Origin of the sequence: Streptomyces phaeolivaceus (assembly GCF_009184865.1) — a bacterium.
Taxonomy (GTDB): domain Bacteria; phylum Actinomycetota; class Actinomycetes; order Streptomycetales; family Streptomycetaceae; genus Streptomyces; species Streptomyces phaeolivaceus.
On sequence record NZ_CP045096.1, the window covers coordinates 7,687,887 to 7,704,865 of the forward strand.

General features: G+C 70.3%; 15 protein-coding genes and 1 pseudogene. 10 read left to right on the forward strand and 6 right to left on the reverse strand.

The features are described 5' to 3' along the window. The first annotated feature begins 68 nt into the window (after positions 1–68). The 10 genes from rpsB (at position 69) to F9278_RS35505 (ending at position 10,910) form a co-directional block, all read left to right on the forward strand. Positions 69–995: a 30S ribosomal protein S2 gene (gene rpsB / locus F9278_RS35460; protein WP_152171936.1), complete on the forward strand. Its 927-nt coding sequence runs from the start codon at positions 69–71 to the stop codon at positions 993–995. Positions 996–1,188: 193 nt separating this feature from the next. Then, the gene (gene tsf / locus F9278_RS35465) at positions 1,189–2,025 is read left to right on the forward strand and encodes a translation elongation factor Ts (RefSeq protein WP_152171937.1); all 837 of its coding nucleotides are present in this window, start codon (positions 1,189–1,191) and stop codon (positions 2,023–2,025) included. 195 nt (positions 2,026–2,220) lie between these two features. Continuing rightward, the gene (gene pyrH, locus F9278_RS35470; RefSeq protein ID WP_152171938.1) at positions 2,221–2,982 is read left to right on the forward strand and encodes a UMP kinase; all 762 of its coding nucleotides are present in this window, start codon (positions 2,221–2,223) and stop codon (positions 2,980–2,982) included. Between the two features lie 155 nt (positions 2,983–3,137). Continuing rightward, the gene (gene frr, locus F9278_RS35475; RefSeq protein WP_045561444.1) at positions 3,138–3,695 is read left to right on the forward strand and encodes a ribosome recycling factor; all 558 of its coding nucleotides are present in this window, start codon (positions 3,138–3,140) and stop codon (positions 3,693–3,695) included. Then, entirely contained in the window at positions 3,695–4,813 is a 1,119-nt protein-coding gene (locus tag F9278_RS35480; protein ID WP_152171939.1) for a phosphatidate cytidylyltransferase, read from the forward strand. Before frr ends, F9278_RS35480 begins: the two co-directional genes overlap by 1 nt. 107 nt (positions 4,814–4,920) lie before the next feature. Then, positions 4,921–6,027, forward strand: a complete 1,107-nt coding sequence (gene rlmN / locus F9278_RS35485) for a 23S rRNA (adenine(2503)-C(2))-methyltransferase RlmN (protein WP_152171940.1) — start codon at positions 4,921–4,923, stop codon at positions 6,025–6,027. Positions 6,028–6,257: 230 nt separating this feature from the next. Then, positions 6,258–7,358 carry a thiamine ABC transporter substrate-binding protein gene (locus F9278_RS35490; RefSeq protein ID WP_152171941.1) on the forward strand — a complete coding sequence of 367 codons (1,101 nt, stop codon included), beginning with the start codon at positions 6,258–6,260 and terminating at the stop codon, positions 7,356–7,358. Between the two features lie 53 nt (positions 7,359–7,411). After that, positions 7,412–9,046, forward strand: a complete 1,635-nt coding sequence (locus F9278_RS35495) for an ABC transporter permease (protein WP_152171942.1) — start codon at positions 7,412–7,414, stop codon at positions 9,044–9,046. Next, positions 9,046–10,083 (forward strand): ABC transporter ATP-binding protein, encoded by a 1,038-nt coding sequence (locus tag F9278_RS35500; protein WP_152171943.1) that lies wholly within the window; start codon positions 9,046–9,048, stop codon positions 10,081–10,083. Before F9278_RS35495 ends, F9278_RS35500 begins: the two co-directional genes overlap by 1 nt. A gap of 11 nt (positions 10,084–10,094) precedes the next feature. Next, positions 10,095–10,910, forward strand: coding sequence for a maleylpyruvate isomerase family mycothiol-dependent enzyme (locus F9278_RS35505; protein ID WP_226967092.1), 816 nt, complete (start codon positions 10,095–10,097; stop codon positions 10,908–10,910). A gap of 106 nt (positions 10,911–11,016) precedes the next feature. On the opposite strand, the gene F9278_RS35510 is transcribed toward F9278_RS35505, so the two are convergent. The 6 genes and pseudogenes from F9278_RS35510 to F9278_RS35535 all read right to left on the reverse strand — a co-directional run bounded on the left by F9278_RS35510 (position 11,017) and on the right by F9278_RS35535 (position 16,920). After that, positions 11,017–11,736 (reverse strand): LAETG motif-containing sortase-dependent surface protein, encoded by a 720-nt coding sequence (locus F9278_RS35510; protein ID WP_152171944.1) that lies wholly within the window; start codon positions 11,734–11,736, stop codon positions 11,017–11,019. Between the two features lie 265 nt (positions 11,737–12,001). Continuing rightward, a complete protein-coding gene (locus F9278_RS35515) occupies positions 12,002–12,409 on the reverse strand; it encodes a VOC family protein (RefSeq protein ID WP_152171945.1) in 408 nt (135 codons plus the stop codon). Positions 12,410–12,530: 121 nt separating this feature from the next. Next, positions 12,531–13,817 carry a hypothetical protein gene (locus F9278_RS35520; protein WP_152171946.1) on the reverse strand — a complete coding sequence of 429 codons (1,287 nt, stop codon included), beginning with the start codon at positions 13,815–13,817 and terminating at the stop codon, positions 12,531–12,533. A 278-nt stretch (positions 13,818–14,095) separates the two neighbouring features. Further along, positions 14,096–14,815: pseudogene (locus F9278_RS35525) on the reverse strand (ABC transporter ATP-binding protein); the annotation flags it as partial. Between the two features lie 205 nt (positions 14,816–15,020). Beyond that, on the reverse strand, positions 15,021–16,385 hold the full coding sequence (locus F9278_RS35530; RefSeq protein WP_152171948.1) for an aspartate aminotransferase family protein: 1,365 nt from the start codon (positions 16,383–16,385) through the stop codon (positions 15,021–15,023). Between the two features lie 19 nt (positions 16,386–16,404). Continuing rightward, positions 16,405–16,920, reverse strand: coding sequence for an Lrp/AsnC family transcriptional regulator (locus tag F9278_RS35535; protein ID WP_193241779.1), 516 nt, complete (start codon positions 16,918–16,920; stop codon positions 16,405–16,407). Positions 16,921–16,979: the final 59 nt, after the last annotated feature.

Sequence of the window (16,979 nt, forward strand, 5' to 3'; positions counted from 1 at the left end):
TCGCGGGCGTCAGGCGCGGGAGCCGTCCGGTTCCCGCGGCACAACCGAGAAATTCAAGGAGAACGGCCATGGCCGTCGTCACGATGCGGGAGCTGCTGGAAAGCGGCGTCCACTTCGGTCACCAGACCCGTCGTTGGAACCCGAAGATGAAGCGCTTCATCTTCACGGAGCGCAACGGCATCTACATCATCGACCTGCTCCAGTCGCTGTCGTACATCGACCGCGCCTACGAGTTCGTCAAGGAGACCGTCGCCCACGGCGGCACGGTCATGTTCGTCGGCACGAAGAAGCAGGCGCAGGAGGCCATCGCCGAGCAGGCCACCCGCGTCGGCATGCCCTACGTCAACCAGCGCTGGCTGGGCGGCATGCTCACCAACTTCTCGACCGTCTACAAGCGTCTGCAGCGCCTCAAGGAGCTTGAGCAGATCGACTTCGAGGACGTCGCGTCGTCGGGTCTGACCAAGAAGGAGCTCCTGGTCCTCTCGCGTGAGAAGGCCAAGCTGGAGAAGACCCTCGGTGGTATCCGCGAGATGCAGAAGGTGCCCAGCGCCGTCTGGATCGTGGACACCAAGAAGGAGCACATCGCGGTCGGCGAGGCCCGGAAGCTCAACATCCCGGTCGTCGCCATCCTCGACACCAACTGCGACCCCGACGAGGTCGACTACAAGATCCCCGGCAACGACGACGCGATCCGCTCCGTCACGCTGCTCACCCGTGTGATCGCGGACGCGGTCGCCGAGGGCCTCATCTCCCGTTCGCGTGTCGCGACCGAGGGCAAGGGCGACAAGGCCGCCGGCGAGCCGCTGGCCGCCTGGGAGCGCGACCTGCTCGAGGGCGAGAAGAAGGCGGACGAGGCTCCGGCCGCCGCTGAGGCTCCGGCCGAGGCTGCTGCCGAGGCCCCCGCCGAGACCGAGGCTCCGGCCGAGGCCGTCGCCGAGGCCCCCGTCGCCGAGGTCGAGGCCGAGGCTCCGGCCGCGGACGCCGAGCAGGCCTGACCTTCACGGTCGTAAGGCTGTCGAGATGACGGCGGGTGGCGCCGAGCACGCCACCCGCCGTTCATCCACAGCCACTAGATCTTCGTGGCCGTGGAAACCCCACAACCCGTAGATCTTCGGCGGGCGCCCGCCCTGAGCGCGGCGGCGGACGCCGACTTCGAGACTTCGAACTCCGAGAAGAGATTCACAGATCATGGCGAACTACACCGCCGCTGACGTCAAGAAGCTCCGTGAGCTCACCGGCGCCGGCATGATGGACTGCAAGAAGGCCCTGGACGAGGCCGAGGGCAGCGTCGACAAGGCCGTCGAGGCCCTGCGCATCAAGGGCCAGAAGGGCGTCGCCAAGCGCGAGGGCCGCTCCGCCGAGAACGGCGCCGTCGTCTCCCTCATCGCCGACGACAACACCTCCGGTGTCCTGGTCGAGCTGAAGTGCGAGACGGACTTCGTCGCCAAGGGCGAGAAGTTCCAGGCCGCCGCCCACGCGATCGCCGCGCACGTCGCCGCGACCTCCCCGGCCGACCTTCAGGCCCTGCTCGCCTCCGAGATCGAGGCCGGCAAGACCGTCCAGGCGTACGTGGACGAGGCCAACGCCAACCTCGGCGAGAAGATCGTCCTCGACCGCTTCGCGCAGTACGCCGACGGCTTCGTCTTCTCCTACATGCACCGCACCATGCCCGACCTGCCCCCGCAGATCGGTGTCCTGGTCGAGCTGGACAAGGCCGACGCCGACGTCGCCAAGGGCATCGCCCAGCACATCGCCGCCTTCGCGCCGAAGTACCTGGCCAAGGAGGACGTGCCGGCCGAGGTCGTCGAGTCCGAGCGCCGCGTCGCCGAGGAGACCACCCGCGCCGAGGGCAAGCCCGAGGCCGCCCTGCCGAAGATCGTCGAGGGTCGCCTCAACGGCTTCTTCAAGGACGCCACGCTGCTCGGCCAGCCGTACGCGCTGGACAACAAGAAGTCCGTCCAGAAGGTCCTGGACGAGGCCGGTGTCACCCTGAAGCGCTTCACGCGCATCAAGGTCGGCATCTGAGTCCGTTACGCGACGGGCGCCCCGCCCCGATAGGGTCGGGGGCAGTCGTCCGCGTACGCCGCCACGTTGCGCGCGTGACGCGCGACGGACGACAGCAGATCTGACGAGGAGGCCATTGCCGCGCATGGGATGTGAACACCACCCCACCGGCAGTGGCCTTCTTCGTATGTGCGACACGTAAAGAGGCGAATCTCCATGACCACCAAGCCCGAGAAGAGCGACGAAAGCAAAGCGGAACGCGGCCGGTTCATGCTGAAGCTGTCCGGAGAGGCGTTCTCCGGGGGCGGTGGCCTCGGCGTCGACCCGGACGTGGTGCACGCCATCGCCCGGGAGATCGCGGCCGTCGTACGCGACGGCGCCCAGATCGCGGTCGTCATCGGCGGCGGCAACTTCTTCCGCGGCGCCGAACTCCAGCAGCGCGGCATGGACCGGGCCCGCTCCGACTACATGGGCATGCTCGGCACGGTCATGAACTGCCTCGCCCTCCAGGACTTCCTGGAGAAGGAGGGCATCGACAGCCGCGTGCAGACCGCCATCACCATGGGCCAGGTCGCCGAGCCGTACATCCCGCTGCGGGCCGTGCGCCACCTGGAGAAGGGCCGTGTGGTCATCTTCGGCGCCGGTATGGGCATGCCGTACTTCTCCACCGACACCACCGCCGCCCAGCGCGCCCTGGAGATCGACGCCGAGGCGCTCCTGATGGGCAAGAACGGCGTGGACGGGGTCTACGACTCCGACCCCAAGACCAACCCGGACGCGGTCCGGTTCGACTCCCTCGGCTACGGCGAGGTCATCACCCGCGAGCTGAAGGTCGCCGACGCCACCGCGATCACGCTCTGCCGTGACAACAAGCTCCCGATCCTCGTGTTCGAGCTTCTCAAGGAGGGCAATATCGCGCGGGCCGTCAAGGGTGAGAAGATCGGCACTCTCGTGGGTGATCAGGGAAGCCGGGCCTGACCGGGTCCTTCCCCTGCCCGGGGGACGGAGCCTGACCGGGGGATGGACAATGTCCTGCCGGTCGGGAACCGTGCAGGAACAAGACGCGACGCAGCCGGCCGCCGACCAGACCAAGTACAGCTGCCGGGCCTACTCAAGACACGCAGGAGCTAGTGGTGATCGAAGAGACCCTCCTTGAGGCCGAGGAGAAGATGGAGAAGGCCGTCGTCGTGGCCAAGGACGACTTCGCCGCGATCCGCACCGGTCGTGCGCACCCGGCGATGTTCAACAAGATCGTGGCCGACTACTACGGCGCGCTGACGCCGATCAACCAGCTGGCCTCGTTCTCGGTGCCGGAGCCGCGCATGGCCGTGGTGACCCCGTTCGACAAGACCGCCCTGCGCAACATCGAGCAGGCGATCCGTGACTCGGACCTCGGCGTCAACCCGAGCAACGACGGCAACATCATCCGAGTGGTGTTCCCCGAGCTGACCGAGGAGCGCCGCCGCGACTACATCAAGGTCGCGAAGAGCAAGGCGGAGGACTCCAAGGTGTCCATCCGCTCGGTCCGCCGCAAGGCCAAGGACGCGATCGACAAGCTCGTCAAGGACGGCGAGGTCGGCGAGGACGAGGGCCGTCGTGCGGAGAAGGAGCTCGACGACACCACCGCGAAGTACGTCGCTCAGGTGGACGAGCTCCTGAAGCACAAGGAAGCGGAGCTCCTCGAGGTCTGATGAACGACTCTTCCTGGGGGGCGCCGCCACAAGCCGGGTACTGGGCGCCGACCGACCGGGGACCTGTCCAGGGGCATGCCCCGGCGGGTCCCACGTACGATGCGCCTGAGGCCCAGCAGACTCGCCCCATGCCCATCGTGCCCGACGTACCCGCGCATGGCGGGAACCAGGACGACGACCGGGGGGCCGCTCGGCAGGCCGGTCCCCTGTTCCACGACGAGACGCCGTCGGCGCACCCCTACAGGGAGGCGCCGCAGAAGCCGGATCCCATGCCCGACGCCCCGCAGCCCGCCCCGCCCAAGAAGAGCGCGGGCCGTGACCTGGGCGCCGCCATAGGAGTCGGCGTCGCGCTCGGCGCGGTCATCGTCGCCTCGCTGTTCATCGTCAAGGCGGCCTTCGTCGGCGTGATAGCGGTCGCCGTGGTCGTCGGGCTGTGGGAGCTGACCTCCCGTCTGCAGGAACGCAAGGGCATCAAGGCGCCCCTCGTGCCGCTCGCGGTCGGGGGGGCCGCCATGGTCGTCGCCGGGTATGTGCGCGGACCCGAGGGCGCCTGGGTGGCCATGGCGCTCACCGCGCTCGCCGTCCTGGTCTGGCGGATGACGGAACCGCCGGAGAACTACCTCAAGGACGTCACGGCGGGGGTCTTCGCGGCCTTCTACGTGCCGTTCCTGGCCACGTTCGTCGCGCTCATGCTCACCGCCGACGACGGGCCGCAGCGGGTCCTGGTGTTCCTGCTGCTGACCGTCGTCAGCGACACGGGCGCGTACGCCGTCGGCTGGCGCTTCGGCACGCACAAGCTCGCGCCGCGCATCAGCCCCGGCAAGACCCGCGAGGGACTGCTCGGCGCGATCGCCTTCGCCATGGTCGCGGGCGCGCTGCTCATGGAGTTCGTCATCGACGACGGCGCCTGGTGGCAGGGCCTGCTGCTCGGTCTCGCCGTCGCGGCCAGCGCCACGCTGGGCGACCTCGGCGAGTCCATGATCAAGCGGGACCTCGGCATCAAGGACATGGGCACGCTGCTGCCGGGCCACGGCGGCATCATGGACCGCCTGGACTCCCTCCTGCCGACGGCCCCGGTGGTCTGGCTGCTGCTGGTGCTCTTCGTCGGCTCCGGCTGACGGTCGCGGTGGTCGTACGTGTGGGCCCTCGTCCCGGTTCGCCGGGGCGGGGGCCCACTGCCGTGGCCGCAGGTACACCTCAAACGATCTGCGACACTGGTACGGCTATGCCTAAGCCCGGAGAACTCACATTCGTCGCCCCCCGCGGAGCCAAGAAGCCGCCGCGGCATCTTGCTGATCTTTCGCCTGTGGAGCGGAAGGAGGCTGTGGCCGCGATCGGGGAGAAGCCGTTTCGCGCCAAGCAGCTCTCGCAGCACTACTTCGCGCGGTACGCGCACGACCCGGAGCAGTGGACCGACATCCCGGCCGGTGCGCGCACCAAGCTTCAGGAGGCGCTGCTTCCGGAGCTGATGACCGTCGTACGGCATCTGTCGACCGACCAGGAGACCACGCGGAAGACGCTGTGGCGGCTGTTCGACGGGACGCTCGTCGAGTCGGTGCTGATGCGGTACCCGGACCGGGTCACCATGTGCGTCAGCTCGCAGGCCGGATGCGGGATGAACTGCCCGTTCTGCGCCACCGGACAGGCCGGGCTCGACCGGAATCTTTCCACCGCCGAGATCGTCCATCAGATCGTGGACGGGATGCGGGCGCTCAGGGACGGTGAGATTCCCGGTGGGCCCGCGCGGCTCTCCAACATCGTCTTCATGGGGATGGGCGAGCCGCTCGCCAACTACAACCGGGTCGTCGGCGCGATCAGGCGGCTGACCGATCCGGAGCCGGACGGGCTGGGGCTGTCGCAGCGCGGGATCACCGTGTCCACGGTCGGGCTGGTGCCCGCCATCCACCGGTTCTCCGACGAGGGCTTCAAGTGCCGGCTCGCGATCTCCCTGCACGCGCCGGACGACGAACTGCGCGACACCCTCGTCCCCGTGAACACGCGGTGGAAGGTGCGCGAGGTCCTCGACGCCGGGTGGGAGTACGCGGACAGGTCCGGGCGTCGGCTGTCCATCGAGTACGCGCTGATCCGGGACATCAACGACCAGGCGTGGCGCGGTGACCGGCTGGGTCGGCTGCTCAGGGGCAAGCCGGTGCATGTGAACCTGATCCCGCTGAACCCGACCCCGGGCTCCAAGTGGACCGCGTCCCGGCCCGAGGACGAGAAGGCGTTCGTCGAGGCCATCGCCGCCCACGGGGTGCCGGTGACCGTCCGGGACACCCGGGGACAGGAGATCGACGGGGCGTGCGGTCAGCTCGCGGCGACCGAGAGGTAGTCTGAGACCCGTACGTACATATTCATATTCCGACAGGGGAGCGCCACAGCGCTGAGAGTGCGGCATCCAGGCCGCAGACCCTCTGAACCTCGCCCAGGTCATTCTGGGTAGGAAGTTCGGTCTTCACTCAAGCTGTTGCGCCCTGTCCGGGAGCCGGAGGAACCTCCGACGGTCCCCGGGCAGGGCCGCGTCTCTTCCTGGTCACCTCCAGGAGGAATCCAGTGCAGTCTGTGCAGTCAGTTCGGTCAGCGCACATCAGAGCGTTCGTCGCCGCGGCCGTCGGCCTCGGGCTCGTCACGCTGTCCGCGTGCGGTTCGTCGTCCTCCGACGACAGCGGATCGGGCGGCGGCTCCAAGACCGTCACGCTCGTCAGCCACGGCTCCTTCGCCTACTCCAAGGACGTGCTGAAGGCGTTCGAGAAGGAGTCCGGGTACCAGGTCAAGGTCCTCAAGAGCGGGGACGCGGGGCAGGCCGTCAACCAGGCGATCCTGACCAAGGACAACCCGCAGGGCGACGTCTTCTTCGGCGTCGACAACACGCTGCTGTCCCGCGCGCTCGACAACGGCCTCTTCCAGCCGTACGAGGCGAAGGGGCTCGACAAGGTCGGCGCCGAGTACCAGCTGGACAAGGACGAGCACCGGGTCACGCCCATCGACTCCGGTGACATCTGCGTCAACTACGACAAGGCGTACTTCGAGAAGAAGAACATCGAGCCGCCGCGGTCGTTCGACGATCTCGTCAAGCCCGCCTACAAGGATCTGCTCGTCACCGAGAACGCCTCCACCTCCTCGCCCGGCCTCGGCTTCGTGCTCGGTACGGCCGCCAAGTACGGCGACTCCGGGTGGCAGGGCTACTGGGAGAAGCTCAAGGCCAACGGTGTGAAGGTCGTCGACGGCTGGGAGCAGGCCTACTACCAGGAGTTCTCCGGATCGACCGACGGCAAGAAGGCCGGTGGTGACCGGCCGCTCGTCGTGTCGTACGCGTCGTCGCCGCCCGCCGAGGTCGTCTTCGCGGACCCGCGTCCGAAGACCGCGCCGACCGGGGTCGCGGAGGGCACCTGCTTCCGGCAGATCGAGTTCGCGGGGCTGCTCAGCAACGCGAGGAACGCCGAGGGCGGCAAGGCGCTGATCGACTTCCTGATCTCGAAGAAGTTCCAGGAGGACATGCCGCTCAACATGTTCGTGTACCCGGTGGTCGAAGGGACGTCCGTGCCCGCCGAGTTCACGGAGTACGGGCCCGCGGCGAAGGACCCCGAGACCATGGCGCCCGCGAAGATCGCCGAGAACCGTGACCAGTGGGTCAAGTCGTGGACCTCGCTCGTACTGAAGTAGTCGAGGCACCTCGGCGGCCCACCCGGTCGGGGAGCGCGGCGCGGCTCGGGCTGATGGCCCTGCCCGTCGCGTTCTTCGGGGTGTTCTTCGCCTATCCCGTCGCCGCGATCGTCGTGCGGGGGCTGAAGGCGGACGGTGGTTGGCGGTTCGGGCGGATCGGGGAGGTGCTGGCGGACTCCGGTATCCGGCATGTGCTGTGGTTCACCACCTGGCAGGCGCTCGTCTCCACGGCGCTCACGCTGCTGATCGCGCTCCCCGGCGCGTATGTGTTCGCGCGCTTCGATTTCAGGGGCAAGGACATACTGCGGGCGATCGTGACCGTGCCGTTCGTGCTGCCGACCGTGGTGGTCGGCACGGCGTTCCTGGCGCTCGTCGGGCGGGGAGGGCTCTTCGACGACTTGTGGGGCGTACGGCTGGACACGACCGTGTGGGCGATCCTGCTCGCGCATGTGTTCTTCAACTACGCGGTCGTCGTACGGACCGTCGGGGGGCTCTGGTCGCAGCTCGATCCCCGGCAGGAGGAGGCCGCGCGCATGCTCGGGGCGTCCCCGCTCGCCGCCTGGCGGAGGGTCACGCTCCCGGCGCTCGCGCCCGCCGTGGCCGCCGCCGCGCTGATGGTCTTCCTGTTCACCTTCACCTCGTTCGGGGTGGTGCAGATCCTCGGCGGGCCGACCTTCGCCACGCTCGAAGTGGAGATCTACCGGCAGACCTCGGAGATCTTCGACCTGGGCGCCGCCGCCGTGCTGACGCTGGTGCAGTTCGTCGCGGTCGGGCTGATCCTCGCCGTGCACGCGTGGACCGTACGGCGGCGGGAGACCGCGCTGCGGCTGGTGGACGCGTCGCTCACGGCCCGGCGACCGCGCGGGGCGGGACAGTGGGCGCTGCTGGGCGGGGTCCTCGCCACGGTCGTGCTGCTGATCCTGCTGCCGCTGGGTGTGCTGGTGGAACGGTCGTTCGATACGTCGTCCGGGTCGGCGCTCGGCTACTACAGGGCGCTGACCGGCGACGACAGCGGGATCTTCCTGGTGGCACCGATCGAGGCGGTCGGGAACTCCCTGCGGTACGCGGCTGTCGCGACCGCCATCGCCCTGCTGATCGGCGGGCTCGCCGCCGCCGCGCTCACCCGGCGGGCCGGCCGGCTCGTCCGGGGCTTCGACGCGCTGCTGATGCTGCCGCTCGGGGTGTCCGCGGTGACCGTCGGCTTCGGGTTCCTGATCGCGCTGGACGAGCCGCCGCTGGATCTGCGGTCCTCCTGGATCCTGGTGCCACTCGCCCAGGCCCTGGTCGGCGTCCCCTTCGTCGTACGGACGATGCTGCCCGTGCTGCGCGCGGTGGACGAACGGCTGCGGGAGGCGGCAGCCGTGCTCGGGGCGTCGCCGTGGCGGGTGTGGCGCGAGGTCGATCTGCCGCTGGTGCGGCGGGCGCTGCTGATCGCGGCCGGGTTCGCCTTCGCCGTGTCGCTCGGGGAGTTCGGGGCGACCGTGTTCATCGCGCGCGCCGACAACCCGACGCTCCCGGTCGCCGTGGCCCGGCTGCTCGGCCGCCCCGGCGAACTCAACTACGGCCAGGCGATGGCCCTTTCGACGATTCTGATGGTGGTGTGCGCGGTGGCCCTGCTGGTGCTGGAACGTCTCCGTACGGACAGTACCGGCAGCGGTGACCGTGGTGATCGTATGGGGGAGTTCTGATGGCGCTGCTCAGGCTTGAGGACGCGACCGTGCGGTTCGACGGGCGGCCCGTGCTCGACGCGGTCGAGTTGGAGGTCGCCGAGCACGAGATCGTGTGCGTGCTGGGGCCGAGCGGGAGCGGGAAGTCGACGCTGCTGCGGGTGGTCTCCGGGCTCCAACCTCTCGACGGCGGGCGGGTGTTGCTCGACGGGAAGGACCAGGGAGGCGTGCCCGCGCACAAGCGCGGAGTGGGCCTGATGTTCCAGGACCATCAGCTTTTCCCGCAGCGGGACGTGGCGGGCAACGTCGCCTTCGGCCCCCGGATGCATGGCGCGGCGAAGGACGAACGGGCCGTACGGGTGCGGGAGTTGCTGGAGCTGGTCGGGCTGCCCGGGGCCGCGCGCCGGCGGGTCGGGGAGCTGTCCGGTGGTGAGCAGCAGCGGGTCGCGCTGGCGCGGGCGCTCGCCCCGCGCCCCCGGCTGCTGATGCTCGACGAGCCCCTCGGCCAGCTGGACCGGTCGCTGCGGGAGCGGCTGGTCGTGGAACTCCGGGAGCTGTTCGGGGAGTTGGGGACCACCGTGCTGGCGGTCACGCACGACCAGGGGGAGGCGTTCGCGCTGGCCGACCGGGTCGTGGTGATGCGGGACGGGCGCATCGCCCAGTCCGGCACGCCGCTGGAGGTGTGGCAGCGGCCGGTGGACGAGTTCGTGGCCCGCTTCCTCGGCTTCGACAACGTGGTCGAGGCGACCGTGACCGGGGCGGTCGCGGACACGGCGTGGGGCAAGGTGGCGGTGCCGGAGGGCTCGCCCCAGGGGGCGTGCGCGCTGCTCGTGCGGCCCGCCGGGGTGCGCCTGGTGGAGGTGGCGGACGGGCTGCGCTGCACCGTGGCCGCGCGCACCTTCCGGGGCACCCATGTCGCCGTGCACCTCCAGCCCGAGGGCGCGCCGCGCCTGGAGGCGGCGTGCGCGCTGCGGGACGCGCCGGAGCCCGGGGACCAGGTCGGCGTGGGCTTCGACCCGGCCGAAATCGTCGTGCTGGGGGCGGGCCCGGCCGCATAGGGTGCGGCACCATGGCGATGCGTACGCGAGAACCCCGGGACAGGCATGAGCGCTACTGCGCCGAGATCGACCTCCAGGTACGGCGGTTGAGAGACATCGTGACCTCCGGCGCCGATCTGTCGGCGACCGTGCCGACCTGCCCCGACTGGTCGCTGGAGCAGCTCGTACGGCACACCGGCGGTGCCCTGCGCTGGGTCGAACTCAACGTACGGACCCGGGCGGTCGAGGAGGTGCCCGAGGCCGAGGTCCCGCTGTACGAGGGCCCGGAGAAGCAGGGCGACCCGGCCGCGCTGGACGCGTGGCTCGCGGAGACCGGCGAGGCGGTCGTCGCCACGCTGCGCGAGGCGGGGCCCGGGGCGCCGGTGTGGTCGTGGGGCTGGGAGCACAGTGCCGGGTTCTGGGCCCGCCGGATGGCCCATGAACAGGTCGTCCACGGGGCCGACGCGGCGCTCACCGTGGGGCGGCCGGTCGAGGTGGCGCCGGAGATCGCCGCCGACGCGATCGACGAGTGGCTGGAGATCGTCGAGTTCGTGCAGCGGACCATGCCGCACGACGAGGCGGCCGAACTGCGCGGTCCGGGGCGCAGCATCCATCTCCACGCCACGGACACGTCGGCCGAGGTGAACGCCGAGTGGGTGGTCGAGCTGACCGAGGACGTGGTGCGCTGGCGGCACGGACACGAGAAGGCGACCGTCGCGCTGCGCGGGCCCCTCACCGAGGTGCTGCTCGCCTTCTACCGCCGACTGCCGCCGGACGCCGGGGAGTTGGAGGTGCTGGGCGATCGCGGGCTGCTGGACTTCTGGCTGCGGCGGGCGACGTTCGGCTGAGTACGACCGGTCGGCGCGACCCGGTGAGCGCGGGTCGACGGGCGGGCGTGTGGCCCGTACCCCCGTGGTGCGGGGGTACGGGCCACACGGCCCTGACCAGCGGTGATCAGCGTGTGGAGGCCCCACGCCGCCGCATGCTGTAGTACACGGAACCGGCGCCGAGGGCGACCAGGGCCGCCGCGGCACCGGCGATCGTGCCGGTGTTGGAGTCGCCACCGGTCTCGGCGAGGTCGGAGTCGCCCTCGGGGGAGGGGGCGTTGTTGTCGTTCGAGCCCACGGGCGTGGTGCCCTCGGACGCGGACGGAGTGGGGGAGTTCTTGGTCTCGGACGGTTCGTCCTTGCCCTTGTCCTCCCGGTCCTCCGTGCCCTCGTCGTCGGCGGGCTTCTCCGGGCTCTTGGAGGCGGCCGGCGGGGTGTCCGCGTCCGCTCCGCAGGCCTTCGCGGGGGTGATCAGGTTGGGCGTGATGTCCTCGTCGACGTACTCCGCCGCCGTGACATGGATCCGGTACTCGGCCTCCGGCTCCCAGTCCTCCTCGAAGGTGACGGTGACACCGTCGGCGGTGGAGTTCTCGATGGTCTTGCTGCCGACCTGACGCAGGTCTGCCCCGTTGTTCTCCAGGTAGACGGTGATCTCGGCCTTGACGCCCAGGGGGTCGACGTCGGTCACACGGATGACGCCCTTGTCACCGTCGCACCCGGCGACGGCGGAGAAGTCCCTGATGCTGCAGGCCATGGCGTTGCCGGCGGCGCCGAACACGAGTGCGGCGGACGCGATGACAACACCGACATAGCGTGAAGTCCGCACGGTACGGGGGATTATGGACACTTTTGCCCTTCACGGGAAGCACAGGGGGAGTGGGGGTGGCGGAGGGCCGCCGGAGGGGCGGCTTCCCCATGTGCCTCACAGGTTTATAAGCGGGCCATAAGCACTGTCAATCCGAAGAAGCGTTTGAACGGTCGGCTTTGAGGCGGGCCAAGGCTTCCGGGGCCTCCTCGATCCGGTCCACCAGGGCGATCCGGACCTCCGTCGAACGTTGCTCGCGCCGTTCCCCGCGCCCCTTGCGGGCGCGGGGTGCGGAACGAGCGGGGGTTCAGCCCTGGATCGCGGACGGGTCCATCCAGACGACCTCCCAGGTGTGGCCGTCGAGGTCGTCGAACGCGCGGCCGTACATGAAGTCCATCTCCTGGACCTTCTCCGAGGCCGTGCCGCCGGCGGCGACCGCCTTCTCGACCAGCTCGTCGACCTTCTCGCGGCTCTCGGCGCTCAGACAGAGCATCACCTCGCTGGTCTTCGTGGCGTCCGCGATCTCCTTCTGGGTGAAGGTGGAGTAGAACGGCTTGGTGAGCAGCATCGCCACGATGGTGTCGCTGATCACGACCGACGCCGCGTTCTCGTCGCTGAACTGGGGGTTGAGCGCGTACCCGAGCTCCGTGAAGAACTTCTTCGAGGCGTCGAGGTCGTTCACGGGCAGGTTCACGAAGATCATCTGCTGGTACATGGCGAGGTCTCTCCCGGTGGATGGCCGATCGGTTTCGGTCCGTTCGGAGGGGTAGACCGGGGGCCGCTGCGGAACTCATCGGCGCGCCCGGATTTTTTCGTACGAGTTTTCCGGTACGCCGTCAGGCGGCCAGGGGCAGTGCGGCCAGCTGGGCGATCGTCCAGGTCAGGGGACCGAAGACGGCGAGCAGGGCGCCCGCGCGGAGCAGGACCGCCTGCCGGGGCAGTGCGCTGGGCGCCCCCAGCCGTACCAGCGCGGCCGTGGTGTCCGCGTGCGCCCGCCGGGACTCGACGACGGCCGTCGCCAGGGTGAGCACGGCACAGCCGGTCACCACGAGCGCGCCCAGCAGGGTGAGCGGACCGACTGCGGGGCGCACCCCGGAGGAGAGCGTGATCATGGCGTACGCGCCGGAGGCCACCGCGCACACCACCCCGAGCGGGCGCCCGATGCGCCGGGCCTCTTCCTGGAGCACGCGCCCGGCGAGGAGGCGCAGTGCGCCGGGGCGTACGGACTGGAGCAGGCGTCCGGTGAGATGGGTGAGGCCGGGGCCGACGAGGATCAGGCCCAGCGCGGTGAGCAGCCAGCCGCCGAGGACTCCGGCGGGGCTGTCCGCGAAGCCGCCGGGGAGGGCGAGGCCGGAGGCGTGGTCGGACTGTCCGGCGTACGTCTCGACGGCGAGGCCCACGGCGAGCACGGCGACGCCCCACGGAAGGCCGCCGGGGGCGGGGCGCGGCGCCGGCGGTTCCGGCGGCTGCGCGGGGGCCGTGGGGGTGGCGGCCTCCTCGTCCGGTTCCTCCTCGTACCTCGTGGCGCCCGCCGGGGACGCGGCCCGTCGGGCGATGGCGAAGGTGTCGTAGGCCATGAAGCGGGTGCGCGGTCCGGCGGGGCGGGCGGCGGTGTCCTCGGGGCGCAGGACGAGCGCGGTCGTGAGGGAGGCGGCGGCCGGGACCAGGGCGAGGAGGGTGAGGGCGGCCGGGAGGGGCAGGGGGCGACCGGCGGCGAGGACGTCGGCGGCGGCGCCGTCGAAGGGCATGCCCGTCAGGTCGCCGCGCAGATGGAGGAAGAACAGCAGGGCGAGGAGGGAGCCGAGGACGGTGGACAGGGCGGTCGTGACCGCCGAGATGGCCATCAGTCGGCCGGGGCCGAGGCCGATCGCGGAGAGGCCGGGGCGGGGGCGGGTGCCGGGGTCGGTACGGGCCACCGTCACCGCGAAGTACACGGTGGCGGCGGCGGGCGCCACGCACCAGGCCAGGCGCAGCACGGAGCCGGCCGGGGCGTGCGGGTGGGTCATGGCGTGCCCGAGGGCGCAGAGCAGCAGGAAGCCCGTACCGCCGGTGGCCGCGGCGACCAGGAGCCGGCGCAGCTGGACCACGGGGTGGGCCCGGCGGGCTAGACGGAGAGCGAGCACGCGGCCCGGCCTTCCCCTTCGACGGCGGCGCGATCGTCTCCGACGGCGCCGGCCCGGTCCTCCCGCTCGCCACCGGTCGCGCGCTCCCCTTCAGCGCCGGTCGCGTGCTCCCCTTGGGCGCCCGCCGCGCGCCGCCCTTCGGTGTCGGCAGCCGTGCCGGTGGTGGGGGCCGGCGTGTCGGCGGCGGATGGGCGGCCGGTGTGTTCGCCGACGGGTCGGCCTGCGCCTTCCCGGGCGGGGCGGCGGCCCGTGGCTTCGGTGGTGGGGCTGCCCGCCGTCGCCGTGGGGGTCTCGCCCTGAGGGGGTGTGGGCAGGTGGACCGTTCTCACGTGGCGGCCGTCCAGGAGGGGCAGCGTGCGGTCGGCGAGGGTGGCGATCTCGGGGTCGTGGGTGGCGAGGACGACCGTGATGGCGTGGGAGCGGGCCGCCGTGGTGAGGGTGCGCAGGACGTGGGTGTGCTCGGCGCGGTGGAGGGACGCGGTCGGTTCGTCCGCGAAGAGCACCGTGGGGGCGGCCACCAGGGCGCGCGCGACCACCACGCGCTGGCGCTCGGACTGGAGGAGGGCGTGCGGGCGCTTGCGGGCCGCGTCACGGATGTCGAGGCGCTCCAGCCACTCCAGGGCCGCGGCCTTGGCGGCCCGGCGCCCGGTGCCGCGCAGCATCAGCGGCAGGGCCGTGTTCTCCCAGGCGTTCAGCTCGGGGACGAGGACCGGCTCGGGGTCGATCCAGCCGAAGCGGTCGCGACGCAGCCGTTCCCGGGCGAGCGGCCCCATCGTGTGCACGGGAACGCTGTTGAACCACACCTCGCCCCGCTGCACCCGCAGCTGTCCGGACAGGCACCGCAGGAGCGTGGTCTTTCCGCTGCCGCGCGGGCCGGTGACGGCGAGGATCTCGCCCTCCCGGACACCCATCGACACGCCTTGCAGAGCGGGCGAGCCGTCGTGCGCGTAGGTCAGACCACGTGCCCAGAGCACGTCGTTGTCCGGCGGGGCCACCATGGGCGTACACCTCGGTTCGGATCAGGTTGTGCCGGGGGAGTCCCCCGTCCGGGGGAACGAAGGCAGGGCCGATCGGTTACAGGGGCACGCTAGGGAGTCAGGGTGGCGGGGGCCGGACAGCACACGGCCCGGGACGCCCCCATCTCACTCGGATGGGGGCGTCCCGGGCCGTTTCGCCCACCGGAACGCGTGTGCGGGGCGCGGGTTACAGCAGGGTCCACGCCTCCGACAGCGTCGCCCGCAGGATCTGCTCGATCTCGTCGAAGGTCGACTGGTCGGAGATCAGCGGCGGCGCGAGCTGGACGACCGGGTCGCCGCGGTCGTCGGCACGGCAGTAGAGGCCGTTCTCGAACAGCTTCTTCGACAGGAAGCCGTAGAGGATGCGCTCGGTCTCGGCGTCGTCGAAGCTCTCCTTCGTCGCCTTGTCCTTGACCAGCTCGATCCCGTAGAAGAAGCCGTTGCCGCGGACGTCGCCGACGATCGGCAGGTCGTGGAGCTTCTCCAGCGTGGACCGGAACGCCGTCTCGTTGTCGAGGACGTGCTGGTTGAGCTTCTCGCGCTCGAACAGGTCGAGGTTGGCGAGGCCGACAGCCGCGGAGACCGGGTGGCCGCCGAAGGTGTAGCCGTGCAGGAACGTGTTGTCGCCCTTGTAGAAGGGCTCGGCGAGCCGGTCCGAGATGACACAGGCGCCGATCGGGGAGTAGCCCGAGGTCATGCCCTTGGCGCAGGTGATCATGTCCGGGACGTAGCCGAACTTGTCGCAGGCGAACATCGTGCCGAGCCGGCCGAAGGCGCAGATGACCTCGTCCGACACCAGCAGCACGTCGTACTGGTCGCAGATCTCGCGGACCCGCTGGAAGTAGCCGGGCGGCGGCGGGAAGCAGCCGCCGGCGTTCTGCACGGGCTCCAGGAAGACCGCCGCGACCGTCTCCGGGCCCTCGAAGAGGATCTGCTGCTCGATCTGGTCGGCGGCCCAGCGGCCGAAGGCCTCCGGGTCGTCGCCGAAGAGCGGTGCCCGGTAGATGTTGGTGTTCGGGACCTTGTGCGCGCCCGGGACGAGCGGCTCGAAGGGGGCCTTCAGGGCGGGCAGGCCGGTGATGGACAGGGCGCCCTGCGGGGTGCCGTGGTAGGCGACCGCGCGGGAGATGACCTTGTACTTGGTCGGCTTGCCGGTGAGCTTGAAGTACTGCTTGGCGAGCTTCCAGGCGGTCTCGACCGCCTCGCCGCCGCCGGTGGTGAAGAAGACCTTGTTCAGGTCGCCCGGAGCGTGGGAGGCGATACGTTCCGCCAGCTCGACGGCCTTCGGATGGGCGTAGGACCACACAGGGAAGAAGGCCAGCTCCTGCGCCTGCTTGAAGGCGGTCTCCGCCAGCTCGACGCGGCCGTGGCCGGCCTGGACCACGAAGAGACCGGCGAGACCGTCGAGGTAGCGCTTGCCCTTGTCGTCGTAGATGTACGTGCCCTCGCCCCGGACGATGGTGGGGACCGGGGAGTTCTCGTACGAGGACATGCGGGTGAAGTGCATCCACAGGTGGTCGTACGCGGTCTTGCTGAGGTCCTTGGGGCTCACGGTTATCGCGTCCTCACGGTTATCGGGTTCCCCACATATAGGTCTGCTTCTTGAGCTTGAGGTAGACGAAGCTCTCCGTCGACCGCACGCCGGGCAGGGTCCGGATGCGCTTGTTGACGACCTCCAGGAGGTGGTCGTCGTCCTCGCAGACGACCTCCGCCATCAGGTCGAAGGAGCCGGCGGTGATCACGATGTACTCGACCTCCGGCATGGCCGTCAGCGCGTCCGCCACGGGATCCAGATCGCCGTCGACGTTGATGCCGAGCATCGCCTGCCGCCGGAAGCCCACGGTGAGCGGGTCGGTGACGGCGACGATCTGCATCACGCCCTGGTCGAGCAGCTTCTGGACGCGCTGGCGCACGGCCGCCTCGGAGAGGCCCACGGCCTTGCCGATCGCGGCGTACGGCCGGCGGCCGTCCTCCTGGAGCTGCTCGACGATGGCGAGCGAGACGGCGTCCAGCTGCGGAGTGCCGTTCCTGGGCTCCTTGGAGTCTTTCGGGTCTGCGCTTCGACTGGCCACGAGGTCACTGTGCACGACGTCTCGACAGTTCCGCAAGGCTGGATCGATGAAATTCGTTGTTTACGGGCTTGTAG

Bases quoted from the DNA above. Each gene is read 5' to 3' on its own strand.
- rpsB (WP_152171936.1), top strand. From the start codon at position 69: ATGGCCGTCGTCACGATGCGGGAGCTGCTGGAAAGCGGCGTCCACTTC.
- tsf (WP_152171937.1), top strand. From the start codon at position 1,189: ATGGCGAACTACACCGCCGCTGACGTCAAGAAGCTCCGTGAGCTCACC.
- pyrH (WP_152171938.1), top strand. From the start codon at position 2,221: ATGACCACCAAGCCCGAGAAGAGCGACGAAAGCAAAGCGGAACGCGGC.
- F9278_RS35480 (WP_152171939.1), top strand. From the start codon at position 3,695: ATGAACGACTCTTCCTGGGGGGCGCCGCCACAAGCCGGGTACTGGGCG.
- rlmN (WP_152171940.1), top strand. From the start codon at position 4,921: ATGCCTAAGCCCGGAGAACTCACATTCGTCGCCCCCCGCGGAGCCAAG.
- F9278_RS35495 (WP_152171942.1), top strand. From the start codon at position 7,412: ATGGCCCTGCCCGTCGCGTTCTTCGGGGTGTTCTTCGCCTATCCCGTC.
- F9278_RS35500 (WP_152171943.1), top strand. From the start codon at position 9,046: ATGGCGCTGCTCAGGCTTGAGGACGCGACCGTGCGGTTCGACGGGCGG.
- F9278_RS35505 (WP_226967092.1), top strand. From the start codon at position 10,095: ATGGCGATGCGTACGCGAGAACCCCGGGACAGGCATGAGCGCTACTGC.
- F9278_RS35515 (WP_152171945.1), bottom strand. From the start codon at position 12,409: ATGTACCAGCAGATGATCTTCGTGAACCTGCCCGTGAACGACCTCGAC.